General features: G+C 68.0%; 19 protein-coding genes. 5 read left to right on the top strand and 14 right to left on the bottom strand.

All coding sequences use genetic code 11. The annotated features are described in order from the left end of the window. Positions 1 to 40: 40 nt before the first annotated feature. Genes glgX through treY form a run of 3 tightly spaced genes read left to right on the top strand, consistent with a single transcriptional unit; the run spans position 41 to position 6,428 of the window. The gene (gene glgX / locus G3545_RS28625) at positions 41 to 2,104 is read left to right on the top strand and encodes a glycogen debranching protein GlgX (protein ID WP_170017674.1); all 2,064 of its coding nucleotides are present in this window, start codon (positions 41 to 43) and stop codon (positions 2,102 to 2,104) included. After that, positions 2,101 to 3,858, top strand: a complete 1,758-nt coding sequence (gene treZ, locus G3545_RS28620; protein ID WP_170017673.1) for a malto-oligosyltrehalose trehalohydrolase — start codon at positions 2,101 to 2,103, stop codon at positions 3,856 to 3,858. The genes glgX and treZ overlap by 4 nt, the downstream gene beginning before the upstream one ends. Beyond that, positions 3,855 to 6,428 carry a malto-oligosyltrehalose synthase gene (treY, locus tag G3545_RS28615; RefSeq protein ID WP_170017672.1) on the top strand — a complete coding sequence of 858 codons (2,574 nt, stop codon included), beginning with the start codon at positions 3,855 to 3,857 and terminating at the stop codon, positions 6,426 to 6,428. The genes treZ and treY overlap by 4 nt, the downstream gene beginning before the upstream one ends. Here treY and G3545_RS28610 read toward each other — a convergent pair. Then, a complete protein-coding gene (locus tag G3545_RS28610) occupies positions 6,425 to 6,838 on the bottom strand; it encodes a hypothetical protein (RefSeq protein ID WP_170017671.1) in 414 nt (137 codons plus the stop codon). The genes treY and G3545_RS28610 overlap by 4 nt on opposite strands. Positions 6,839 to 7,575: 737 nt before the next feature. Here G3545_RS28610 and G3545_RS28605 point away from each other — a divergent pair. Beyond that, a complete protein-coding gene (locus G3545_RS28605; protein WP_170017670.1) occupies positions 7,576 to 7,791 on the top strand; it encodes a hypothetical protein in 216 nt (71 codons plus the stop codon). 12 nt (positions 7,792 to 7,803) lie between these two features. Here G3545_RS28605 and G3545_RS28600 read toward each other — a convergent pair whose 3' ends face one another. From G3545_RS28600 to G3545_RS28555, 10 genes are all read right to left on the bottom strand, one after another. Continuing rightward, positions 7,804 to 8,532, bottom strand: a complete 729-nt coding sequence (locus G3545_RS28600; RefSeq protein WP_170017669.1) for an alpha/beta fold hydrolase — start codon at positions 8,530 to 8,532, stop codon at positions 7,804 to 7,806. Beyond that, positions 8,522 to 9,667, bottom strand: coding sequence for a DUF3182 family protein (locus G3545_RS28595; protein WP_170017668.1), 1,146 nt, complete (start codon positions 9,665 to 9,667; stop codon positions 8,522 to 8,524). Before G3545_RS28595 ends, G3545_RS28600 begins: the two co-directional genes overlap by 11 nt. A 90-nt stretch (positions 9,668 to 9,757) precedes the next feature. After that, on the bottom strand, positions 9,758 to 11,029 hold the full coding sequence (locus G3545_RS28590; protein WP_170017667.1) for a DUF6596 domain-containing protein: 1,272 nt from the start codon (positions 11,027 to 11,029) through the stop codon (positions 9,758 to 9,760). 1 nt (position 11,030) lies between these two features. Beyond that, positions 11,031 to 11,411, bottom strand: a complete 381-nt coding sequence (locus G3545_RS28585; protein WP_246702610.1) for a YciI family protein — start codon at positions 11,409 to 11,411, stop codon at positions 11,031 to 11,033. A 100-nt stretch (positions 11,412 to 11,511) separates the two neighbouring features. Beyond that, the gene (locus G3545_RS28580; protein WP_170017666.1) at positions 11,512 to 12,750 is read right to left on the bottom strand and encodes a DUF763 domain-containing protein; all 1,239 of its coding nucleotides are present in this window, start codon (positions 12,748 to 12,750) and stop codon (positions 11,512 to 11,514) included. Positions 12,751 to 12,854: 104 nt separating this feature from the next. Next, complete coding sequence (locus G3545_RS28575) at positions 12,855 to 13,871, bottom strand: proline racemase family protein (protein ID WP_246702609.1); 1,017 nt, start codon at positions 13,869 to 13,871, stop codon at positions 12,855 to 12,857. Positions 13,872 to 13,886: 15 nt separating this feature from the next. Next, positions 13,887 to 14,681, bottom strand: coding sequence for an ABC transporter permease (locus G3545_RS28570; RefSeq protein ID WP_170017665.1), 795 nt, complete (start codon positions 14,679 to 14,681; stop codon positions 13,887 to 13,889). Beyond that, a complete protein-coding gene (locus tag G3545_RS28565) occupies positions 14,678 to 15,514 on the bottom strand; it encodes an ABC transporter permease (RefSeq protein WP_170017664.1) in 837 nt (278 codons plus the stop codon). The genes G3545_RS28570 and G3545_RS28565 overlap by 4 nt, the downstream gene beginning before the upstream one ends. 4 nt (positions 15,515 to 15,518) lie before the next feature. Further along, complete coding sequence (locus G3545_RS28560; protein ID WP_170017663.1) at positions 15,519 to 16,559, bottom strand: ABC transporter ATP-binding protein; 1,041 nt, start codon at positions 16,557 to 16,559, stop codon at positions 15,519 to 15,521. Further along, a complete protein-coding gene (locus G3545_RS28555; protein ID WP_170017662.1) occupies positions 16,556 to 17,596 on the bottom strand; it encodes an ABC transporter substrate-binding protein in 1,041 nt (346 codons plus the stop codon). The genes G3545_RS28560 and G3545_RS28555 overlap by 4 nt, the downstream gene beginning before the upstream one ends. A gap of 93 nt (positions 17,597 to 17,689) precedes the next feature. Here G3545_RS28555 and G3545_RS28550 point away from each other — a divergent pair, with 93 nt between their 5' ends. Beyond that, a complete protein-coding gene (locus G3545_RS28550; RefSeq protein WP_170017661.1) occupies positions 17,690 to 18,760 on the top strand; it encodes a GlxA family transcriptional regulator in 1,071 nt (356 codons plus the stop codon). On the opposite strand, the gene G3545_RS28545 is transcribed toward G3545_RS28550, so the two are convergent. Genes G3545_RS28545 through G3545_RS28535 form a run of 3 tightly spaced genes read right to left on the bottom strand, consistent with a single transcriptional unit; the run spans position 18,753 to position 20,768 of the window. After that, positions 18,753 to 19,373: a hypothetical protein gene (locus G3545_RS28545; RefSeq protein ID WP_170017660.1), complete on the bottom strand. Its 621-nt coding sequence runs from the start codon at positions 19,371 to 19,373 to the stop codon at positions 18,753 to 18,755. The genes G3545_RS28550 and G3545_RS28545 overlap by 8 nt on opposite strands. Beyond that, positions 19,373 to 20,191: a YgcG family protein gene (locus G3545_RS28540; protein ID WP_170017659.1), complete on the bottom strand. Its 819-nt coding sequence runs from the start codon at positions 20,189 to 20,191 to the stop codon at positions 19,373 to 19,375. Before G3545_RS28540 ends, G3545_RS28545 begins: the two co-directional genes overlap by 1 nt. A gap of 13 nt (positions 20,192 to 20,204) precedes the next feature. Next, on the bottom strand, positions 20,205 to 20,768 hold the full coding sequence (locus tag G3545_RS28535) for a LemA family protein (protein WP_170018325.1): 564 nt from the start codon (positions 20,766 to 20,768) through the stop codon (positions 20,205 to 20,207). Positions 20,769 to 20,806 lie beyond the last annotated feature (38 nt).

Raw genomic sequence — 20,806 nt, 5'->3', positions numbered from 1 at the left:
GGCACTTCCCGCCACCATCGCTTGAGGTTCCAGCCGCCAGATGAGACGCGTCAATCCCGGCTATGCCTTCCCGCTCGGCGTTACCGTCGACCGTACTGGAACCAATTTCGCGCTCTTCTCGGACAATGCCGTCGGCGTCACGCTCTGCCTGTTCGATCGCTATGGCGAGACCGAGCTGGAGCGCATCGACCTGCGCGAATGCACCAATGGTGTCTGGCATTGCCATCTGCCGGGCGTCGGCCGCGGCCAGGTCTATGGCTGGCGCGTGCTCGGCCCCTGGGCGCCGCAGGACGGTCACCGCTTCAACTTCAACAAGCTGCTGCTCGACCCCTATGCCCGCATGCTGGTGGGCGAGCTGACCTGGGACGATGCGCTCTATGGCTACACCATCGGCGCCGGCCCCGACGCCGACCTGGTGCTCGACGAGCGCGACAGCGCGCGCTTCATGCCGAAAGCGCGTGTCGTAGCGGGCCAGCCGAACGCGGCCGCCCGCCATCCTCGCGTTCCCTGGCACAAGACCGTCATCTATGAGGGCCATGTGCGCGGCCTTACCATGCGCCATCCGCTGATCCCCGAAGACATTCGCGGCACCTTCACCGCGCTCGGCCAGCCGGAAATCGTCGACTATCTGGCGAGCCTTGGTGTCACCGCGCTGGAATTGCTGCCGGTCCATGCCTTCGCTCAGGACCGGCACCTGATCGAGCGCGGGCTGTCGAATTATTGGGGCTACAACACGCTGAGCTTCTTCGCCCCCGAGCCGCGCTATCTCGGCGAGGACGGGCTCGACGCGATCGGCGAGGCGGTGGATCGGCTGCATCAGGCCGGCATCGAGGTGATCCTGGACGTGGTCTATAACCACACCTGCGAGGGCAACCATCTCGGCCCGACGCTGTCGTGGCGCGGCATCGACAACGCCTCCTACTACCGGCTGATGCCGGACGACCCGCGCTACTATGACGACATGACCGGCTGCGGCAATGCCGTGAACACCGCCCATCCGCGTGTGCTGCAGATGGTGATGGACAGTCTGCGCATGTGGGTCACGCAATATGGCGTCGATGGCTTCCGCTTCGACCTTGCGGTCACGCTCGGCCGGCGGCCGGACGGCTTCGATCCCGGCCACGCTTTCTTCAACGCCATCCTGCAGGATCCGACGCTCGGCGGGCTCAAGCTCATCGCCGAACCCTGGGACATCGGCCAGGGCGGCTACCAGCTCGGCGCCTTTCCGCCCGGCTTCTCCGAATGGAACGGCGACTATCGCGACGTGGTGCGCGAATTCTGGTGCGGCTCGGAAGGCCTGCTGCCGGGCTTTGCCGCCCGTTTCGCCGCGTCGCAGGACATATTCGGCGAAGGCCGGCGCCGGCCATGGTCGAGCGTGAACTTCATCACCGCCCATGACGGCTTCACCCTCGACGATCTGGTCTCCTACAACGACAAGCACAATGAGGCGAACGGCGAGGATAATCGCGACGGCCACGACGACAATAAAAGCTGGAACTGCGGTACCGAGGGTCCGACGGACGACCCCGCCATCCTCGAGCTGCGCCGGCGGCAGAAGAAGAACCTGCTCGCGACGCTCTTCCTCAGCCAGGGCGTGCCGATGCTGCTCGGCGGCGACGAGCGCTCCAACTCGCAAGGCGGCAACAACAACGCCTATTGCCAGGATAACGACATCAGCTGGGTCGATTGGAGCAATAACGAGCCCGAGCTGACCGACTTCGTCGCTCGGCTCGCGGATTTGCGCCAGCGCTACAGCGCGCTGTCGCGGCCGGAATTTCTCACCGGCGCCCGAAATGAGCTCGGCCAGCCGGACGTCTCCTGGTTCTCCAATGGCGGTAAGCGCATGACCGCGGCGGACTGGGAAAATCCGCATAGCAAGTGCATCACCGTCCGCCTCGCGCCCGACACGGCGGACGAGAATTCGCTGCTGGTGATGCTGAACGCCTCCCATGTCGACGTGCCCTTCACCACACCGCCGGCACGAAGCGGCGGCTGGGAGGTGATCCTCGGCACCAGCGGCGATCTGGAGGGCAGGCGCACCCGCCCCGGCGAGAGCTTCACCATGCCGGCGCGCACGCTGGTGCTGTGGGAGTGGCGGCCGTGACTCCGCGTTTCGGCCCGCTGGTCGAGTCCGACGCCACCACCTTCCGCCTGTGGGCACCGGACGCGGGTGCAGTCGAGCTGCTGATCGAAGGCGCGCAGTCGCACCCGATGCAGGCGGGCGAGGCCGGCTGGTACACGCTGCGCGTTCCCGGCACCGGCCCCGGCACCGCCTATCGCTTTCGCGTCGCCGGCCAGGACGTGCCCGATCCGGCCTCGCGCGGGCAGAGGGATGACGCCGATGGCTGGAGCCTGATCCAGCCCGGCCTGCCGCCCCCCTCGGGTCGCCGGACGCGGCCATGGCACGAGGCGGTCATCGCGGAGATCCATGTCGGCACGGCGACGCCGGAGGGGACGTTCCGCGCCTTGACCGATCGGCTCGATCATTATGCGGGGGCCGGCTTCACCGCGATCGAGCTGATGCCGGTCGCCGATTTCCCCGGCCGCTGGAACTGGGGCTATGACGGCGTGCTGCTCTACGCCGCCGACCGCAGCTACGGCACCCGCGAGGATTTGCGTGCCCTTATCGATGCCGCCCATGCGCGCGGGATCGAAGTGCTGCTCGACGTCGTCTACAACCATTTCGGCCCGAGCGGGAACTACCTGCCGCTCTATGCAAAGTCGTTCTTCCGCGAGGACATAGCGACGCCGTGGGGCGCCGCCATCGATCTCGAAAACCCGCTGGTGCGGGCCTTCTTCATCGAGAACGCGCAATACTGGCTCGCCGCGCTCGATTTCGACGGCCTGCGCTTCGATGCCGTCCATGCGCTGGCGACCAACGGCGTCGAGACCTTCCTGCGCGAACTGGCGGCCGGCTGCCGCGCGGTGAAGCCGGACGCCTGGCTCGTGCTGGAAAACCACGACAACGCCTCCGGCTGGATGACGCGGGACGACGCGCTCTACACCGCGCAATGGAACGACGACTGGCACCATGTCTTCCACGTGCTGGCGACCGGCGAGCGCGGCGGCTATTACGCGCCCTATGCGGCCGACCCGATCGAGGGCGCTGCACGTGCCCTGAGCGAAGGCTTCGTGTTCCAGGGCGATCCTTATCCGGACGCCCGCGGCCACCCGCGCGGCGCGCCGTCCTCCGGCCTGCCGCCCGATGCGTTCGTGTCCTTCATCCAGAACCACGATCATATCGGCAACCGCCCGCTCGGCGACCGGCTCGCGGCCTCGGTGCCGCCTGAACGCCTCACGCTGCTGCGCTTCGCGCTGATGCTGTCGCCGGAGATCCCGCTATTGTTCATGGGCGAGGAGGCATTACTGGCGACGCCCTTCCCGTTCTTCTGCGACTTCGATGGTGATCTCGCGGAAGCGGTGCGCAACGGCCGGCGCAGCGAGTTTCCGGACTTCTTCCGCCAGCACGCCGATGCCGCGGCGAGCTTCCCCGACCCGCTGGATGAGGCGACGTTCCGATCCGCAAAGATCGCGTCCGCCGATTTCGCGACGACGCATGCGCAGGCGGAACTCGCGGCCTTCCGGCATCTCACGCAGGCCCGCCGCCGTCTCATCTGGCCGCTGACCGGCAGCAGCTATCTCGGCGCGGAGAGCGCGCGCGACGGCGACACCTTGCGCATCACCTGGCGCTTCGCCGCCGGTGCGCTCACCATGGCGATCAATCCGATCGGCTCGCCGGTGCTGGTCGATGCTCCGCATGAACCGCCTGCGGAATACGTCGGCGACGCCGCGGTCGACGCCAATGGACGTCTCGCGCTCGGTCCCTTTGCCGGTGCTGTCTGGGTGACGCCGCCATGAACCGCCCAAGGCTCACCGCCACCTATCGCCTGCAGTTCCACCGCGACTTCCCCTTCGCCGCGGCTGAAGCGCTGGTGCCTTATCTCGCGGAGCTCGGCATCAGCCATCTCTATGCCTCGCCGATCTTTGCGGCGGTGCCCGGCTCGCGGCACGGCTACGACGTCACCGACCCCAACCGCATCAATCCGGAGCTCGGCGGCGAGGAAGGCTTCGAGCGCCTGCATGCCGAACTGCGCCGGCGCGGGCTCGGCCTCATCCTCGACATCGTGCCGAACCACATGGCCGCCTCGCCGCACAATCCCTACTGGATGGACGTGCTGGAATTCGGCCGCGCCGCCCCCGCGGCCAAATTCTTCGACATCCAGTGGGATACCGATCGCGAGCATGGCCGGATACTGCTCCCGGTGCTCGGCGATGCCTTGCAGGCGAGCCTCGCGGCCGGCGCGATCAAGCTCGAAGCGGATTATGCGACAGGGCGGCTGCTCGCCGTCGCCTATGGCGAGAACGGCTACCCGCTCTCTGCGGCAAGCGCTGCCGCGCTGCTCGCCACAGCGGCGCGCGCGGAGCCCGCATTGGGCGATGCCGCGGCGGCCTGGGCCGGGCTTGCGGATGGCAACCTTTCCCCGTCGGGGATCGCGAAGGCGCGTGCCACGCTTGGCGTCGTGTTGCCCTTGGCCCGCGAGGCACTCGCAGCCACGCTGGACGCCGCCGACCTGCAGCCAATTCTGGACGCCCAGCACTGGCGCCTTTCCTGGTGGCGCACCGCCGCGGATGATCTCAACTATCGCCGCTTCTTCAACATCACCGACCTGATCGGGGTACAGGTCGAAGACCACGAGGTGTTCGCCGCGACCCATGCCCTCGCCCTTGAGTTGGTGCGCGCCGGCAAGGTCGACGGCCTGCGCGTCGACCACATAGACGGGCTCATGGATCCGGCGCGCTATCTGGACGACCTGCGCGCCGCCGTCGGTCCCGACGTGCCGATCCTCGTCGAGAAGATACTGGAGCGGCACGAGACGCTGCGCGACTGGCCCATTGAAGGCACCACCGGCTATGAGCGGCTCAACGACCTCAATGGCCTGTTCATCGACGAAGCGGGCTGGCGCGCCTTCGATGCGGATCTGCGCGCGCGTAACCTCATCACCGGTACGCCGGCCGAGCGCGTCGCTTCGGCCAAGCGCGACGTGCTGCAGGCAAGCCTCGCCACCGAGGTCGACGCGCTCGCCCGCCTCGCCCGTGACGGTCTCGACGAGGCCATGCGCGCGGCCGACCTCACCGAGACCGCGCTGCGCCGCGGCGTCGTGGCGCTGCTGGTGCACTGCCCGGTCTATCGCAGCTACGCCACCTTCGACCGGCACTCCGCCGAGGACGCGGCGATCTGGGATGAAATCGCGGACGCGGCGGCGCGGAGCGAAGATCCGCTCACGGCTGCCGCCGCCTCGCTCCTGCTGGAACGTCTGAAGGCGCCGCAGACCGAGAGCGACCGGCAGTTTCGCTCGCGCTTCCAGCAGCTCTCGGGCCCTGCCATGGCCAAGGGCTTCGAAGACACCGAGCTTTATCGCAATGTGACGCTGCTCTCGGCCAATGAGGTCGGCGGCAATGTCGAGGTTCCGTGGCGCGAACCGGAGGAGATGCATGCCCGCTTCGCGGCGCGGGCGGCCGCCGGCTCAAGCGACCTCATCCCGCTGGCCACGCACGATACCAAGCGCGGTCCGGAGACACGGGCACGGCTGAATGCATTGTCTTTCATCCCCGAGCGCTGGCTGGATTTCGTGGCGCGCGCGGAAACGCTCTGCGCGCCGCTGCGACAGTCCATGAATGGGCAAGCGATCCCGGACGACGTCGATTTCCGGCTGATCCAGCAGACCTTGCTCGCCGCGTGCCCGATCTCGCCGGAACGAATGGAAAGCTATCTGGTGAAGGCGCTGCGCGAGGCCAAGCGGCACTCCTCATGGGAGACGCCGGACGCCGCCTATGAAGAGGGCTGCCTGCGTTTCGCCCGGACGCTCATCGGCGCGCCGGACGCGGCCCGCTATCGCGACGAGTTCGCCAGCATGCTCGCGGAGATCGAGCGCCCTGCTCGCCTCGTCAGCCTGGCGCAGACCATCCTGCAACTCACCTTGCCGGGAACGCCGGACTTCTACCAGGGCACCGAATGCCCGGACTACTCGCTCGTCGATCCCGACAACAGGCGGCCCGTCGACTGGACCGGGCGCCAGGCGTTGCTGACGGCCGCGCCGCCCCACCACGCGGGCGAGGCGGCGAAGTTCGACCTCGTCCATCGGCTGCTGCAGGCGAGGCAGAGCGGCGACGCGCTCGTCTCCGGCGACTATGCACCGCTCGCCTTCGCACCATCGCCCTGGCGCTGGTTTGGCTTCACCCGGTCGAGCGGGCGCGAGAACATATCCGTCGCGGTGCCGACACGCATGCCCGCACAGACCACCGCCGCGTTGCATTGGCACGGCGGCGCCGGCACGGACCTGCTCTCCGGGCGTCGTGTGGAAGCCGACGATGAACTGCACCTCGCCGCCGACTGGCCGTTCCTCATTGTGGCCGGAGAAACTGCCTAGCGCATCCGCCCAGCCATGTGCGGGGTCATCATGCGCGAACCCATCATTTGCGAACCCATCATTTGCGAACCCGGCATCTGCGACGTCGTCGCCATGCGGGGCTCGGTCTCGATGAGCGGCGTCGTGCTGGTCGGCAAGCCGCACTGCAGCGTCACGCAGGTGAGCTGCGGCGTCGCCGGAACTCGCGGCACCGGTACGCCGAGGGTCGGCGTCGGCTCGAGGGATGCAGGATTGCTCAAAAGCGGATCGCCTTCCGTGGGCGCCATCAGCGCCGGAGCATTGGTCTGGAGCCCATTGCTGGTGCTGCCAAGGACACTGCCGGTGCCGCCGGCCATCTGTGCGGAAGCCGCGCCGGTGCCGGCGAGCAGCAGGCCGAGTACGAGTGTCATGCGGGGGATGGATAAGGTCATGGACTATCTCCTCTCCGTCAGGAGTGGGAATGCCCTCCGCAAACCGCAATGCCGCAGTGCGGCCCAGGTTCCGGATACAGCCGGTCCTTATGATCACACCCGCATGAGCGGCCGTTACGTCAGTAATTCCTTAGGATCCATACGCTCGCATGAAATCATACGAGCGTATAGAGCCTAACATTCCATAGTTTAGTTCATGTTCTCATCGCTTTTTCGGAACATGTGCTAGCGCGGTGGCGCGACGATGTTTGGGACACCGCAATTCTGGGTCACGCAGGTCGGCTGCGGCGTCGGTGGCACCCGTGGCGGCGGTACCACGCTGTTGGGCGACGGTGACGCCGCGGACGGATTGCGCAAGGCCGGGTTGCCACCGGTCGGAGCATTCAGAGCCGGAGCGTTGGTCTGTAGTCCGCCGGCTGTGCCTGGCGACGCAGTGCCCGGCGATGTGGCCCCGGCCGCGCCGGACGCGCCCCCCGTGCCGCTGGTTCCGCCGGTCTGCGGCCAGGCCACGCCCGACGCGCCGAGCACCAGACAAACCGCCAGCGCCATACGGGAAACGAGTAAAGCCATGACTATTCTTCCTGTTGATCGGATGGGCTGAGTTCCTGAGGGGGAATGTCTCGGCGCGCGATGCGTTCCCCTCGCGCGATCACGCCGGCATGAGCGTCAGGGAACCTCGGCCGCCTCTGGCCGTTTGACCGAATGCAGTACCACCGCTTTCCGGGGGAGGTCCGATCATGCATTCGCAACCGCAGAAACGCACGCTGGAGGGCTTCGGCGCCCAGCGTGGCGCGCACGGCTTCATCATCCACATCATCGACGACCGCGGCGAGGTGTTCGAGATCGATGTCAGTGAAGCGAACCTCACCACGATCGTCCGTGAACTGGAGGTGCTGGTCGCCGGCGACATCGACTTCGACGAGGATACGGAGCCGAGGGCGAAGGCCTCCTGACGGAGCCCGCCCTCACCGCGCGCCGAGCACCATCTCGCGGATCCAGTCGACCAGCAGGGCCGTATAGGCCTGTCGGTGGGCGACCTCTGACAGTGCGTGGTCGGCGTCGGTAATGACGCGGTAAGTCATGGACCGCGCATGGCGGAATGCGGTCATGTAGTTGGCAATGGTCGAGTGCGGCACCAGGTCGTCGTGCTCGGATTCGATCATCAGCACGTCACCCTCGAAGCGTGCGCAGGCGCGAAGCGCGCGGTTGTCCTCGGGATCGACCTTCTCATTGCGGTAATAGGTGAGGTCCAGGCGGTCGAGCCGGCCCTTGGCGAGGGTCCAATGCGCGTCGCGATAGAGCGCCGGCACCCGCAGCGACATCCAGCGCACCGGGCGGAACGTCGACAATATGGTGCCGAGATAGGCGCCATAGCTGCTGCCGACCACGGCGATGGCGGACCTGTCGACCATGGGATGGTTGACCAACGCATCATAAGCGGCGACGGCGTCGTGCAGGTTCTCGCGCGGTGTCACGTCCATGCGGATTGCCTCGGTCGCCGCATGGCCGCGCAAGTCGAAGGTGAGGCAGACGCAGCCGAGCGTCGCGATCTTGGCAGCGCGCTTCAGGTCGCCGGCCTGGCTGCCGGTCCAGCCATGCAGGAACAATATGCCCGGCACGCCGGTGCGCGGCACGGCGAAGGTGCCGTCGACATGGGTGCCGTCGACCGGAATGCAGACAGCGTCACAATGCATGATGCCGGGCCTCGATCAGCGCATATTTGGTGAGCCGGCCGACCGCGGGATCATCGCCCTGATAATAGACGACGGCGTCGTCCGGCACCTGTGCGCGATGGCCGTAGACCTCGACGCACGCCGCCTCCACCGCGACCAGCCGGGGGTCCGCCTTGAAAGCTTCGAACGCGGCGATCTCAGCGCCGCTCGCCCCGCCGAGCCGCCAGGACTGCTCCAGCACGCCGACGCGCAACATGCCCCGGCCATCCTTGCCGGCGGCGACATCGTAATTGCGGCGGGAGGCGATCAGGCCCGGCAGATGCGCGTTCGCCGCCGCGTCGTAGAGATGGGCGAGCGAGGCTGCCTGCAAGGCAAGCGGCGCCAGCCGGGCACCGGCAAGCTCGGCAAAGCCGCCGCGCACCACGAACAGGCGCGAACCGCCATAGGCGATCGAATGGTCATTGGCCAATGTGGTGCGCTGGGTGCCGCAATAGGCAATGAGCGCGTCGCCGATCCGGATCTCGCCGACGCTGAAAGTGGTGACGTCGGCCAGATCCTCCTCGATGACGAGGCCATGGACACCGAAGTCCGCCTCGTCCGTGGCGGCCAGCGCCTCGTCGAACTCCCGCTGATCGGCAACCACGCTCTGCCCGACACCGCCGTCCGCAGCTGGCGCCTTCAGCCGAACCCGGCCGCGCTCCAGCAGCAGCGCCGCGGCCGCCAGTGCGTCTGTCCGCGAGAAGGCGGTGAAGCCGAGCAGCGTCGCCTCACGTACCGCATCGGTGAAGGCCGGCTGCCACCCCTCCACCCGCGCCGCATCGGGCGAGACCAGCGCGTGCGAGATCGCCTTGGTGGCCATGAAGGGAAACCGGACCACGCCACCGAATAGGTCGCGCGGGCCGACAATGCCGAGATGTTCGGCGAGGACCGCATCGAGCGTGCTGTCCGGCACGAAATAGAGCGGGCGTCCACCGGCCATATGCTCGCTGTGGGCGCCGAGGAATTCGCTCCCGGTCAGCCGGGCGATGCGGCGCGCCAGCTCCTTCGTGGTGAGCGCCCGATGGTCGGACGAGCTTCCACCAGTCGGCAGGAAGACCACGGGCCGCGCTGTCGCGCCATCGTCGGCACGGTCCTTGGTGAGTGAAACCTGCGGCATGAAAGCCCCTCGCGCGCTGAAATCGCTACGGCAACGAGCGGCGCGAAGCAGAGTTCCGCCACAGTGTACCTTCGGTGGGCGCCTGACTCCCTATTGGGTGCGCCCCTTTGTGTCGATGGAGGTTTCCGACAGCCCGTCGAGCCGCGCGCGGAGATAGGCCCGCACGGCGGGATCGTCAGCGAGGCCGAGCGCGAGCGTCAGCGCTTCCCGCGCCTCGCTCGTCCGGCCGGCGCGGACCAGGAGAGCGCCGCGCGCCGCCCAATAGGGCTGGTAGCCGGCCAGCCGTTCGTCGGCTCCGAGTGGGTCGAGCGCGGCGAGCGCCGCGCCCGGGCCGTCGGTCTCGGCGAGAGCGACCGCGCGGTTGAGCGCGACGACCGGCGAGCCGGTCAGCGCGAGGAGGTGATCATAGAGGGCGACGATCGCCGGCCACGTCGCGGCGCCACCGAGCCGCCGCGCAACGTGGGCCGACTGGATCGCCGCCTCGATCTGATAGCGGCCGCTCGGCCCGGCGGCGCTCGCTTCGCTCAAGAGCCGTTCCGCCGTGGTGAGCGCGTCCCGGTCCCAACGGGCGACATCCTGCTCCTCCAGTGGAACGAATGCCCCGCCGTCGGTCCGCCGCGCCCGGCGTCGGGCCTCGGCATAAAACATCAACGCCAGCATTCCCTTCGCCTCAGGCTCGTCCGGGAGAAGCCCCACCACGACCTGGCCGAGCCAGATCGCCTCTTCGGCGAGCCGCGGGGCGCTGTCGTCGAGTTCGTGCCAACCCCGCGCAAAGGCGGCGTAGATCGCCTCGAGCACCGTGTCGAGCCGCTCCGGCAGTTCCTCACGGTCGGGCACGCGAAACGGGATGCCGGTGTCGCGGATGCGGTTCTTCGCCCGCACCAGCCGCTGGCCCATGGTCCTGGGCGGCACGAGGAATGCTGCCGCGATGTCCATCGCAGTGAGGCCGACAACGGCCTGGAGGATCAGCGGCGCGCGCATCCCGCGGTCGATCGCCGGATGCGCGCAGGCGAACATGAGCGCGAGGCGGCGGTCGGGAATCGCCTCGGGCGACGAAGCCACCGCCTCAAGTTCCTCCGCCATCAGCACGAGAAGGTCCGCGCCGCCGGTCTCGACCGCGCGCCGCCGCGCTGCGTCGGTGCCGCGCCGCCGCGCGACGGCCAGGAGCCACGCGGCGGGGTTGTCGGGAATGCCGCGCTCGGGCCACTGGCGAAGCGCCGCGGCAAAGGCCTCCGACAGCGCATCCTCGGCGGCGGCCACATCCCTCGGCCGCGCGGCGAGGAAGGCGACCAGCCGGCCGAAGCTTTCGCGCGCAACGCGCTCGGCCGCTCGCCCCGCCTCATTTCTCGTCTCCGCCGGCATGTCAGGCCGTATGAAGCGGGCGGATTTCGATGCTGCCATAGCGCGCGCTCGGGCACCGCGTCGCCCAGACGATCGCCTGGTCGAGGTCCGGCACATCGATCATGAAATAGCCGGCGAGCTGCTCCTTGGTATCGGCATAGGGCCCGTCGAGGACGGCGGCCTTGTCGCCGGCGACGCGCACGGTGCTCGCCGCCGAGCTCGGCTGGAGCCGGTTGCCCGGTTGGTACGAGATACCGGCCTTCGCGATCGCCTCATTGAAGGCGGCGTAGTCGCCCCAGAGCGATGGCGGCGCCTTGGCGAGCGCGGCTTCGTCGTGGTGGATCAGCATCATGTAGCGCATCGGAAACTCCGCTTCGGTGTCCGGGACATCATGTCCCGTCATGCCAATGTCGGGGAAGGACCGACGCTTTCGACAATCGGTGCAGAAGTTTTGTCCGCGGCCGGCAGGATTCGGCGGCGCATGCGCTCGAAGCGGTTGGGCCCTAGCCCGGCTCCCAGCCGAACACGCTGCGCCCGCCATAGCTCGGCGACATGCGCATCTCCTCGGCCACCACCTCGTCCCAGCTTCGCCCGCCGGCGGCGCGCTCCAGCTGGCGGGTCTGGTCGTCGAGGCGCCGGATCGCCGCCAGTTCCTCGGACTGGCCGAGCCTGGCCTTGCCGATGGCCGACTTCATCACCTCGATGGTCTGGTCATAGACCCGGATCGGCACCGGGAACGGATGCCGGTCCTTGCCGCCATGGGCAAAGGAGAAGCGCGCCGGATCGGTGAAGCGGCAGGGCGTGCCGTGAACCACCTCGGCGACCAGCGCCAGCGCCTCGACGGTGCGGGCGCCGACGCCGGGCACCAGCAGAAGGTCGGCGAAATCCTCCGGGCCGCGATCGGCGGCTGCGGCGAGCGCGGCCTGCAAGCGCGGCTGCACCACGTCCTCGGCGCGCACTTCGTGATGCGCCGGCATGATCAGATGCGGCAGCAGCATCTGCTCCGCCTCCGGAGCCGGCGCGGGCTCCGGCACTTCTATGAGCGCCGCATATTGCCGGGCGATGCCATCGGGACCGAGCGCAGCGAGCAGGTCGAGCTGGGCGTGGCGGGATTTCTCCGCGCGGCGGTCGGCAAGATTGACGATCTCGCCCTTGCCTTCCCCCTCGATCGCGGAATGCGGATCGTCGAGGAAGCTGCTCAGCCCCTCCGACAGCCAATGATAGCGCCGCGCCTGCCGGCGTTCGTCGCTCATGCCCTGCTGGACCACGACCCATTTGCCGTCATCGGCGACGATGAAGCCGTGGAGATAGAGATCAAAGCCGTCCTGCACCGCGGCGCTGTCGACCTTGGCGACGAGACGGCTGGCGGTGGCGAGCGCCGCGCCATCGAAACCGATGCGCGCGCCAATCGCCTCCAGTTCCTGCGGCGTCTTGCGCGAATGCCTGCCGCGCCCGCCGCAGACATGCAGGCCAAGCTCGCCCGACAGCGGCGCCAGCCCGCGCTTCAGCGCGCCGATGACGCTGGTGGTGATGCCGGAGGAGTGCCAGTCCATCCCCATCACCGCCCCAAAGGACTGGAACCAGAAGGGATGGGCCAGCCGGCTCAGCAATTCGTCGCGGCCATAATGCTGGACGATGGCCTCGCAGATCACCGCGCCGAGCCGCGTCATGCGCTCCGCCAGCCAGGGCGGCACACGGCCGCCATGCAGGGGCAGATCGGCGCTTCCGGATCGCTGGGGCATGGTGGGAACAAAGATAGGACGGACGACCCGCTTCGGCGAGCCGCCCACCCTATCTTTCTCGCCGCCGGCGCAACGGCACGACGCGCGGACTTCGCGGCGCCGGCTTACGCCACGAGAAACCCGGCACCCACCGGATCGTTGCGGTCGATCACCCAGCGCGCGGTGCCGAGCAGGCCAGCGGTGCCCTTCACCGTCGGGCGCACCGCACGCACGCTGTTGAGCTTCGCTTCACCGATCAGGCAGCCCTCGAAGGTGCCGGTGCCGAGCAGGCCCTCGGAGCGGATCGGCTGGTTGAGCGCGAGCTGCCCGCGCGCCTCGAACATCGCCATCATCGCACTGGTGCCGGTGCCGCCCGGCGAACGGTCGAGCTGGCCGGCGCTGAAGACATGGACGTTCTTGTAGAACGCGCCTTCGATGGTCGGCTCGTGCCAGAAGGTGACGAAGTTGAAATTGTTGATGTGGCCGGCGGTCGGGTGCTGGATGTTGACCCGCTGGCGGATCTGCTCGCGCGCCATGATGCCGTAGCGCGACAGCACCGAGCCGTTCTCCGGCGAGATGCGCAGCGAGGTGCCGCGCAGATCGATGATGCCGAAATAATTGCCGCCCCACACGATGTCGGCCTTGAGCGGACCGATGCCCGGCAGTTCGAACGGCACGTCCTGCGCCGCCACATAGGCCGGCACGTTCTCGAAGCGGGTCCACAGCACCTCGTCGCCTTCCGATCCAACCTCGGCCAGCACCAGGCCCGCCGTGGTCTCGAAGCGGATCGTGGTCACGCCATCCGGATTGCGCCGCACCATGCCGAGCGCCACCATCGCCATGGCGACCGCGATCGTGCCGTGGCCGCACATGTGGGAATATTGCGTGCCGTCGATATAGATCAGCCCGGCATCGTAGTCCGGCGAGGACGGCGGGGTGAGGAATACCCCGAACATGTCCTTGTGGCCGCGCGGCTCGCGCATCAGCGCCTGGCGCACCCAATCATAGTTCGCTTCGAGGAAAGCGCGCTTCTCCAGGATGGTGGAGCCGGCCGGATAGGGAATGCCGCTATGGATGATGCAGAGCGGCTCGCCCTCCGTATGCGTGTAGACGACGTCGAATATATCCTGCTTGCGCATCATGGAAGGCTCCATAAGTTAGGGCTGACGCGGCTCGGACAGCATGTCGAGGCCGATCAGAAGGTCGATGAGGATGATGGCGACGGCCGCGACGACGATGGTTATTGCGGACACGGCCGCGATCGTCGGGTCGATGGTGTACTGGACGTAGTTGAACATCTTCACGGGGATGGTGTTCAGCTCGGATGTCGTGTTGAAGATCGACAACTCGACATTGATCCAGGAAGAGATGAAGGCGAGCAGCCCGCCGGCGACGATGCCCGAGCGGATCTGCGGCAGCACGACGAGGAAGAAGGTGGTCACCGGCCGCGCACCGAGATCGGCGGAGGCTTCCTCCAGCGCCCGCTGCTCGGGGGTCAGCAGCGGCAGGATGGAGCGCAGCACGAAGGGCATGACGATGATGACGTGCCCGACCAGCAGCGCCGCGAAGGAGCGCACCAGCCCGATCGCCGCGCCATATTGCAGCAGCGCCGCGCCGAGCACGACATAGGGCAGCACCAGCGGCGAAAGCAGCATGGCGGATAGCGCCGCGCGGCCGGTGAAGTCGTAGCGCGCCAAGGCAAGGCTCGCCGGCACCGCAAGCACGATGCCGACCACGGTTGCCGCCAGCGCCAGCAGCGTCGAGGTGGTGAAGGCGGCGACGTAGGACGGATCGTCCAGCATCACCTTGTACCAGTGCAGCGTTAGCCCTTCCGGCGGGAAGGCGAGATAGCTGGTCGTGGTCAGCGAGGCGCCGATGATGACGATGAGCGGCAGCACCAGATAGGCGAGCGCCAGCAACGCGACGAGACGGACGATGAGACGCGCGATCATGCCCGCCTCCCCGCTTCGCCGATGCGCCCGGCCATGCCGACCAAGAGCAGCGTCAGCACCAGCAGCGTTACGCTCAGCGCGGCGCCATAGTGGAAATCGAACACCGAGCTGTATTGCTGGAAGATCAGCATGGAGAACACGGTGATCTGCCCGCCGCTCAGCAGCGCCGGCGTCACATAGGCGCTGACCGCCAGCGCGAACACCATGATGGCACCGGAGACCGCGCCCGGCAGGCAGAGCGGCAAGGTGACGAACCAGAAGGTGCGCGCCGGCCCGGCGCCGAGATCGGCCGAGGCCTGCTCGAACGCGGTGTCGATCTTCGCCAGCGCATTGCCGACCGAGAGCACCACGAAGGGCAGCAGGATATAGACGAGGCCGATCAGTATGCCGGTCTCGGTGCCGAGGAAGCGCATCGGCCGGGCCAGCAGGCCGGTCGAGACCAGCGCGTCGTTGACGAGGCCGGTGCGGCCGAGCAGCACCATCCAGCCGAACGAGCGCACGATGTTCGAGGTGAAGAGCGGGACAATGATGAGGATGACGCAGGCCCGCCGCCATGCCCGCCACTTCACGATGCGCACCAGATACCAGGCGAGCGGGAAGCCGATCAGCAGGCAGATCACGGTGGTGAGAAGCGCGATGCGGAACGTCACCCACAGCACCTCCCAATGATACTGGTCGAGCAGCACGCGGGCGTAATGCGCGAAGGTCGGGCTGCCGTCCGGCGCGGTGAAACTGGAGAACAGCACCACCGCCATCGGCGCCAGGAAGAAGGCGGCGAAGAACGCCACCGGCGCGAACAGCAGGAAGAGCAGCGTGGTGCGCGCGCCGGTCACCGCCCTACTCCGCGATCAGGTGCACGGAGGCCGGCCGGAAGCCGACCGTGACCGCCGCGCCGGGGCGCAGGGTGTCGTCCGGCAGGCCGAGGCGGGTCGCCTTCAGCGCGATGTCGCCGGCGCGCATATGCAGCGTGGTGATGCCGCCAATGGCGACGACATCCTCGATGATGGCCGGCATCGAGAGCAGGCCGTCCTGCGGCCCGTCGAGCAGCAGGACGTCCTCGGGCCGCACCATGGCAAGGGATCCGCCGGCGGGCGCGTTCAATTCGGCGCCGTTCACCGCCAGCCGCACGCGCCCGGGGGCCGCCGGTGAACAGGGGATGAGATTGGCCTCGCCGACGAATTCGGCGACGAAGCGGGTGCGCGGCGCGCGATAGATTTCGGCGGCGGTCCCGGCCTGCTCGATCTGCCCGGCATTCATGACGACGATGCGGTTCGCCATCGTCATCGCCTCCTCCTGGTCATGGGTGACGAAGATGAAGGCGATGCCGAGCTTCTCCTGTATGTGCTTCAGCTCGATCTGCATGCGCCGGCGCAGCTTGAGGTCGAGCGCGCTCAAGGGCTCGTCGAGCAGCAGCAGCTTCGGCCGGTTGACGATGGCACGGGCCAAGGCGACACGCTGCTGCTGGCCGCCGGACAGCTCGAGCGGCAGGCGGGCGCCGAGATCGGAGAGGCCGACCAGGCCGAGCGCCTCCAGCGAGCGGCGCTTGGCCTCGTCCTTCGGCACGCCCTGCCGGCGCGGCCCATAGCCGACATTCTCCAGCACGTTCATGTGCGGGAACAGCGCGTAGCTCTGGAACACCGTGTTGAGCGGGCGCCGATACGGCGGGATGCTTGTGACGTCCACGCCGTCGATCAGGATGCGGCCCTCGTCGGGGTTAAGGAAGCCGGCGATGCAGCGCAGCAGCGTGGTCTTGCCGCAGCCGCTCGGGCCCAGGAGAGCGATGAACTCCCCGGCCCCGATGTCGAGCCGCACGTCCCGCAGCGCATGATGCGCCGCGAAACGCTTGGAGACCGCATCTATGGTCAGCAGCGGGCTCACTTGCGGGCGATCTCGCGGTTCCAGGTGTCGACCAGTTCCGCGCGCTTGGCGTTGACCTGATTCCAGTCGAGCAGGAAGAGATTGGCGACCGAGCCGCTCTCGCCCCAGGGCAGCTTGCGCGCGGCTTCCGGCGAGACCGTCACGCCCTTCACCGCCGGGCCGAGATAGAGCTTCTCGGCGAGGCATTTTGAGGCGTCCGCGGTCAAGGCAGTGTCGATGAACTTCTGCGCCGAGGCCTTGCGCGGCGCGTTCTTCACCAGATGGAGGCGTGCATCGGTCGCCCACACGCCCTCCTTGGGCACGGTGAAGGCGATCGGCAGGCCCTTGGCGGCAAGATCGAAGGCGCCGACATTGAAGTGCGCGCCGATGATCGCCTCGCCGCTCTGATAGGCGTTGCTGGCGGCGCCCGAGGAATCGAAGAACAGCGCCGGCTTCAGCTGCTTGATCCTGGCGAACACCGGGGCGAAGTCGCCGGCCGGGGCGTTCCAGATCTTGGCGAGGAAGAACAGGAACGGCACGCCGGAGGAATTGGACGGCGACGGGATCGTCACCGCGTCGGCATATTCCGGCTTCCAGAGGTCGTTCCAGGAGGTCGGCGGGGTCTTCACCTCCTTCGTGTTGTAGGTGAGGCCGAGCGAGTAATAGCCTGTTCCAACAGCATAAGTTGTGCCGGCATTCTTGTAGATCGCCTCCGGCAGCGCGTCCTTGAGGTTCGGGATGCCGGCCGGGTCGAGATTTTCGACCACGCCCGCGCTGGCCGCGAGTTCGCTCACCCCGCCATCCATCCAGGCGACGTCGATGGTCGGCGCGTCCTTCTGCTGCTGCAGCTTGGAGAGCGTCACCGTCGAGGTGCCGACCTCCGGCACCACCGGCACGCCGGTCGCCTTGGTGAACGGGTCGGCGACGCACGCCTTGAAGGCGTCGCCCCAATTGCCGCCATACCAGGCGACATGGATCGCCTCCTGCGCCGAGGCGGGAGCGATGGCAGCCGCGAGCGCGACCACCGAAGCCGTAATCAGACCGTGCATGCGTGCCATGTTGTTCTCCCCTCATGTGCAGGCGCCGCGATCATGACGCTGCGTTGCCCGCCGGGCTTGCAGGAACGGGCCAGAAACTTTGATATGCGCGACATGGAACGCAACCAGCTGGAACGCAGCGACGTCGCCCTCGGGAATCGGCCGGACCCGATCTCCGCGACAATCCCGGGTCGTGCCTCGCCGCTGCGCGTCGGCTTCGTGCTGCTCGACCAGTTCACCCTTGCCGCCTTTGGCGGGCTGATCGACGCGCTGCGCCTCGCCGCCGATCATGGCGGCCGCAGCCGGCAGATCCATGCCTCATGGACGGTGATGAGCCTGGGGGGCGCCGACCGGCAGTCGAGCTGCGGGGTGATCGCGAGCGGCAACAAGCCGCTGCTGGACCCGACCAATTTCGACTACATCGCGATCTGCGGCGGCAATGACTACCTCAATGAGCGTCACCCGCCAGCGCTGCTCGATTATATGCGCCGCGCCTTCGAGCATCGGGTGCGGCTGATCGGGGTGTGTACCGGCACCTTCGCCATCGCCCAGGCCGGCCTCGTCGGCGCGCGCACCGTGTGCATCCACTGGAACGTGCTCGAGGCCTTCCAGGCCCAGTTCCCGAGCCTCACCCCGGTCACCGACAAGCTGTTCGTCGATGAGGGCGACCTCTTGTCCTGCGCCGGCTCGACCGCGGCGATCGATGTCGGCCTCTATCTCGTCACCCGCCATTGCGGGCGCGGCAAGGCCAACCAGGCGGTGCGGCACATGATGCTGCAAGGCATGCGTCCCGCCTCGCTGCCGCAGGCGCATTTCTACGCCGACCTTACCGCCATCGCCGATGCCCGGGTGCATCAGGCGGTGCATTTCATGGAGCAGCGGCTCGACGACCCGCCCTCGATCGACGCCATCGCCCGCTATGTCGGATGCAGCCCGCGGCAATTGGAACGAGCCTTCGCGGCGACGCTCTCTGCCTCGCCGGCGGCGTTCCAGCGGCGGCTGCGGCTGGATTATGCCTGCTGGCTGCTGGAGAACAGCCCGCGCAGCATCACCCAGATCGCCTTCGATTGCGGCTTCTCCGACGCCGCGCATTTCTCCCGCGAGTTCCGGCACATGTTCGATGCCTCGCCGCGCGAGTTCCGTACTGCCCGTACCGCGGCGCCGCGGCCCGAGCCGGTCAGATAACCACAACCCGATCCGGCAGCTCGTTGGTGTCGCCGGGCCTGGGCGGCACATGGGCGGCGAGAATGCGGCCGGCTTCGGCGACACCGTTGCTCAGCCCCTCGGCCAGGCGCTCCTCGCGCGCGCCGGCCAGCACCAGCGCGCACACCGTCCGCCACGCCTCATGGCCAACGCGGGAATGAATGCCCTCATCCGCCACCACTTCGACCAGCCGCTCCGGCAGCGCCACCATGATGAGGACGCCGGTGCGCTCGCGCGTCTGGTGGATGCCATGGGCAAGGAAATGGTCGATCGCCGCGCCGCGCGCCGCCGCGCGCCGTGACGAGGGCGGCACCACCAGCGGGCCGAGCGGGGAGAACAGCAATAGCGCGCCGACCAGCACGAACACGATGGCCTGGAGCGACAGCAGCATCGGCACGCTGAGCGCGGTGAACAGCGCCAGCGGCCAGGGCATCACGAGGGCAGCGAGCGCCGCCCACATCAGCGCGTAGAAGGCATGGCGCACCAGCGGCTGCGTGGTAATGACGACGCGGATCTCGCCAGCGGTCGTCGCTTCGGCGGCCCGGATGGCGGCCGCGACGGCGTGGTGCTCGCTCTCGGTCAGCACGTGGGTCATCACCAGCTCCCCGAGGCGCCGCCGCCGCCGGAGGAACCACCCCCGCCGGAGAATCCGCCGCCGCTGCCGCCCGACCAGCCGCCCCCGCCGCCGCCGCGCGGAAAGTCCCAGGTCGAGATGCCGCCGGGTATCACCACCGCGCCGCCGCGCCCGCGCCGATAGCCGGCCCCGGGCCCGCCGCCGCCCCGCGTCGAGCGATAGAAGACGTAGATCCAGAAGGCGATCATCAGCACGAAGAAGATCAGATGCAGCCAGTCGTCCGGGCTCATCGCCGGCTTCTCGGCCTGCCGGGCGCGGGCCTTGGCCTCTTCCGGATCGAGGTTCAGCACCTCGATCACCGCGTCCGCGCCCTTGGTGACGCCGCCGGCGAAATCGCCGCTACGGAAGGCGGGCAGCATGGCGGTCTGGATGATGGTGCTGGTCACCGCGTCGGTGAGTACGCCCTCCAGGCCGTAGCCGACCTCGATGCGCACCTTGCGCTCATTGGGCGCGACCAACAGCAGCGCGCCATTGTTCTTGTCGCCCTGGCCGAGCTTCCAGGCGCGGAACAAGCGGTTGGCATAGTCCTCGACCGAGGTGCCCTGCAGCGAGGGCACCGTCGCCACCACGAACTGATCGGTGGTCTTGCCTTCCTGCGCTGCCAGCTTGGCGTCGAGCGCGGCGCGGGCGGCGGGGTTGAGGATACTGGCCGCGTCCACCACCCGCCCGGTGAGCGGGGGAAAGGTCAGCTCGGCGCGCGCGGGAGCCAGCAGACACAGAAATGCGAGCCCGAAGGCGAGCGCGAGCGAAGCCAAACCTGACGCGACGCGCGACGGCATCAGCCGCCCCCGCTCAGTTGAACTTCACCTGCGGCACCTTCATCTGCTCCTCGGGGATGGTGAAGGTCTCCATCGGCTTGTTGTTGCGATAGAGCGTCATCGCCCAGAGCGCGCCGGGATAGGTGCGCAGCTCGGTATTATAGACCCGAACCGCGTCGATATAATCGCGCCGCGCCACCGCGATGCGGTTCTCGGTGCCCTCGATCTGCGACTGCAAGGCGAGGAAGTTCTGGTTCGACTTCAGGTCCGGATAGGCCTCGGACACCGCGATCAGCCGGCCCAGCGCGCCGGAGAGCTGGGCCTGCGCATCCTGGAATTTCTTGAAGGTCTCGGGATCGGTGATGGTCGAGGCGTCGACCTTGATCGAGGTGGCGTTGGCCCGCGCCTGCGTCACCTGGGTCAGCACGTCCTTTTCCTGCTGGGCATAGCCCTTCACCGTCTCGACCAGGTTCGGGATCAGGTCGGAGCGCCGCTGATACTGGTTCAGCACGTCGCTCCACGCCGCCTTGGCCTTCTCCTCATTGGTCGGGATGTTGTTGATGCCGCAGCCGGCAAGGCAGAGCGCCAGCAGCGCCATCACGATCGGCGCCCGCACGGAACGAAAGGTGCCGGCAA

It is taken from the genome of Starkeya sp. ORNL1 (genome assembly GCF_012971745.1).
In the GTDB taxonomy this organism is placed as follows: Bacteria; Pseudomonadota; Alphaproteobacteria; order Rhizobiales; family Xanthobacteraceae; genus Ancylobacter.
This window is presented reverse-complemented; position numbering and strand designations above follow the sequence as displayed.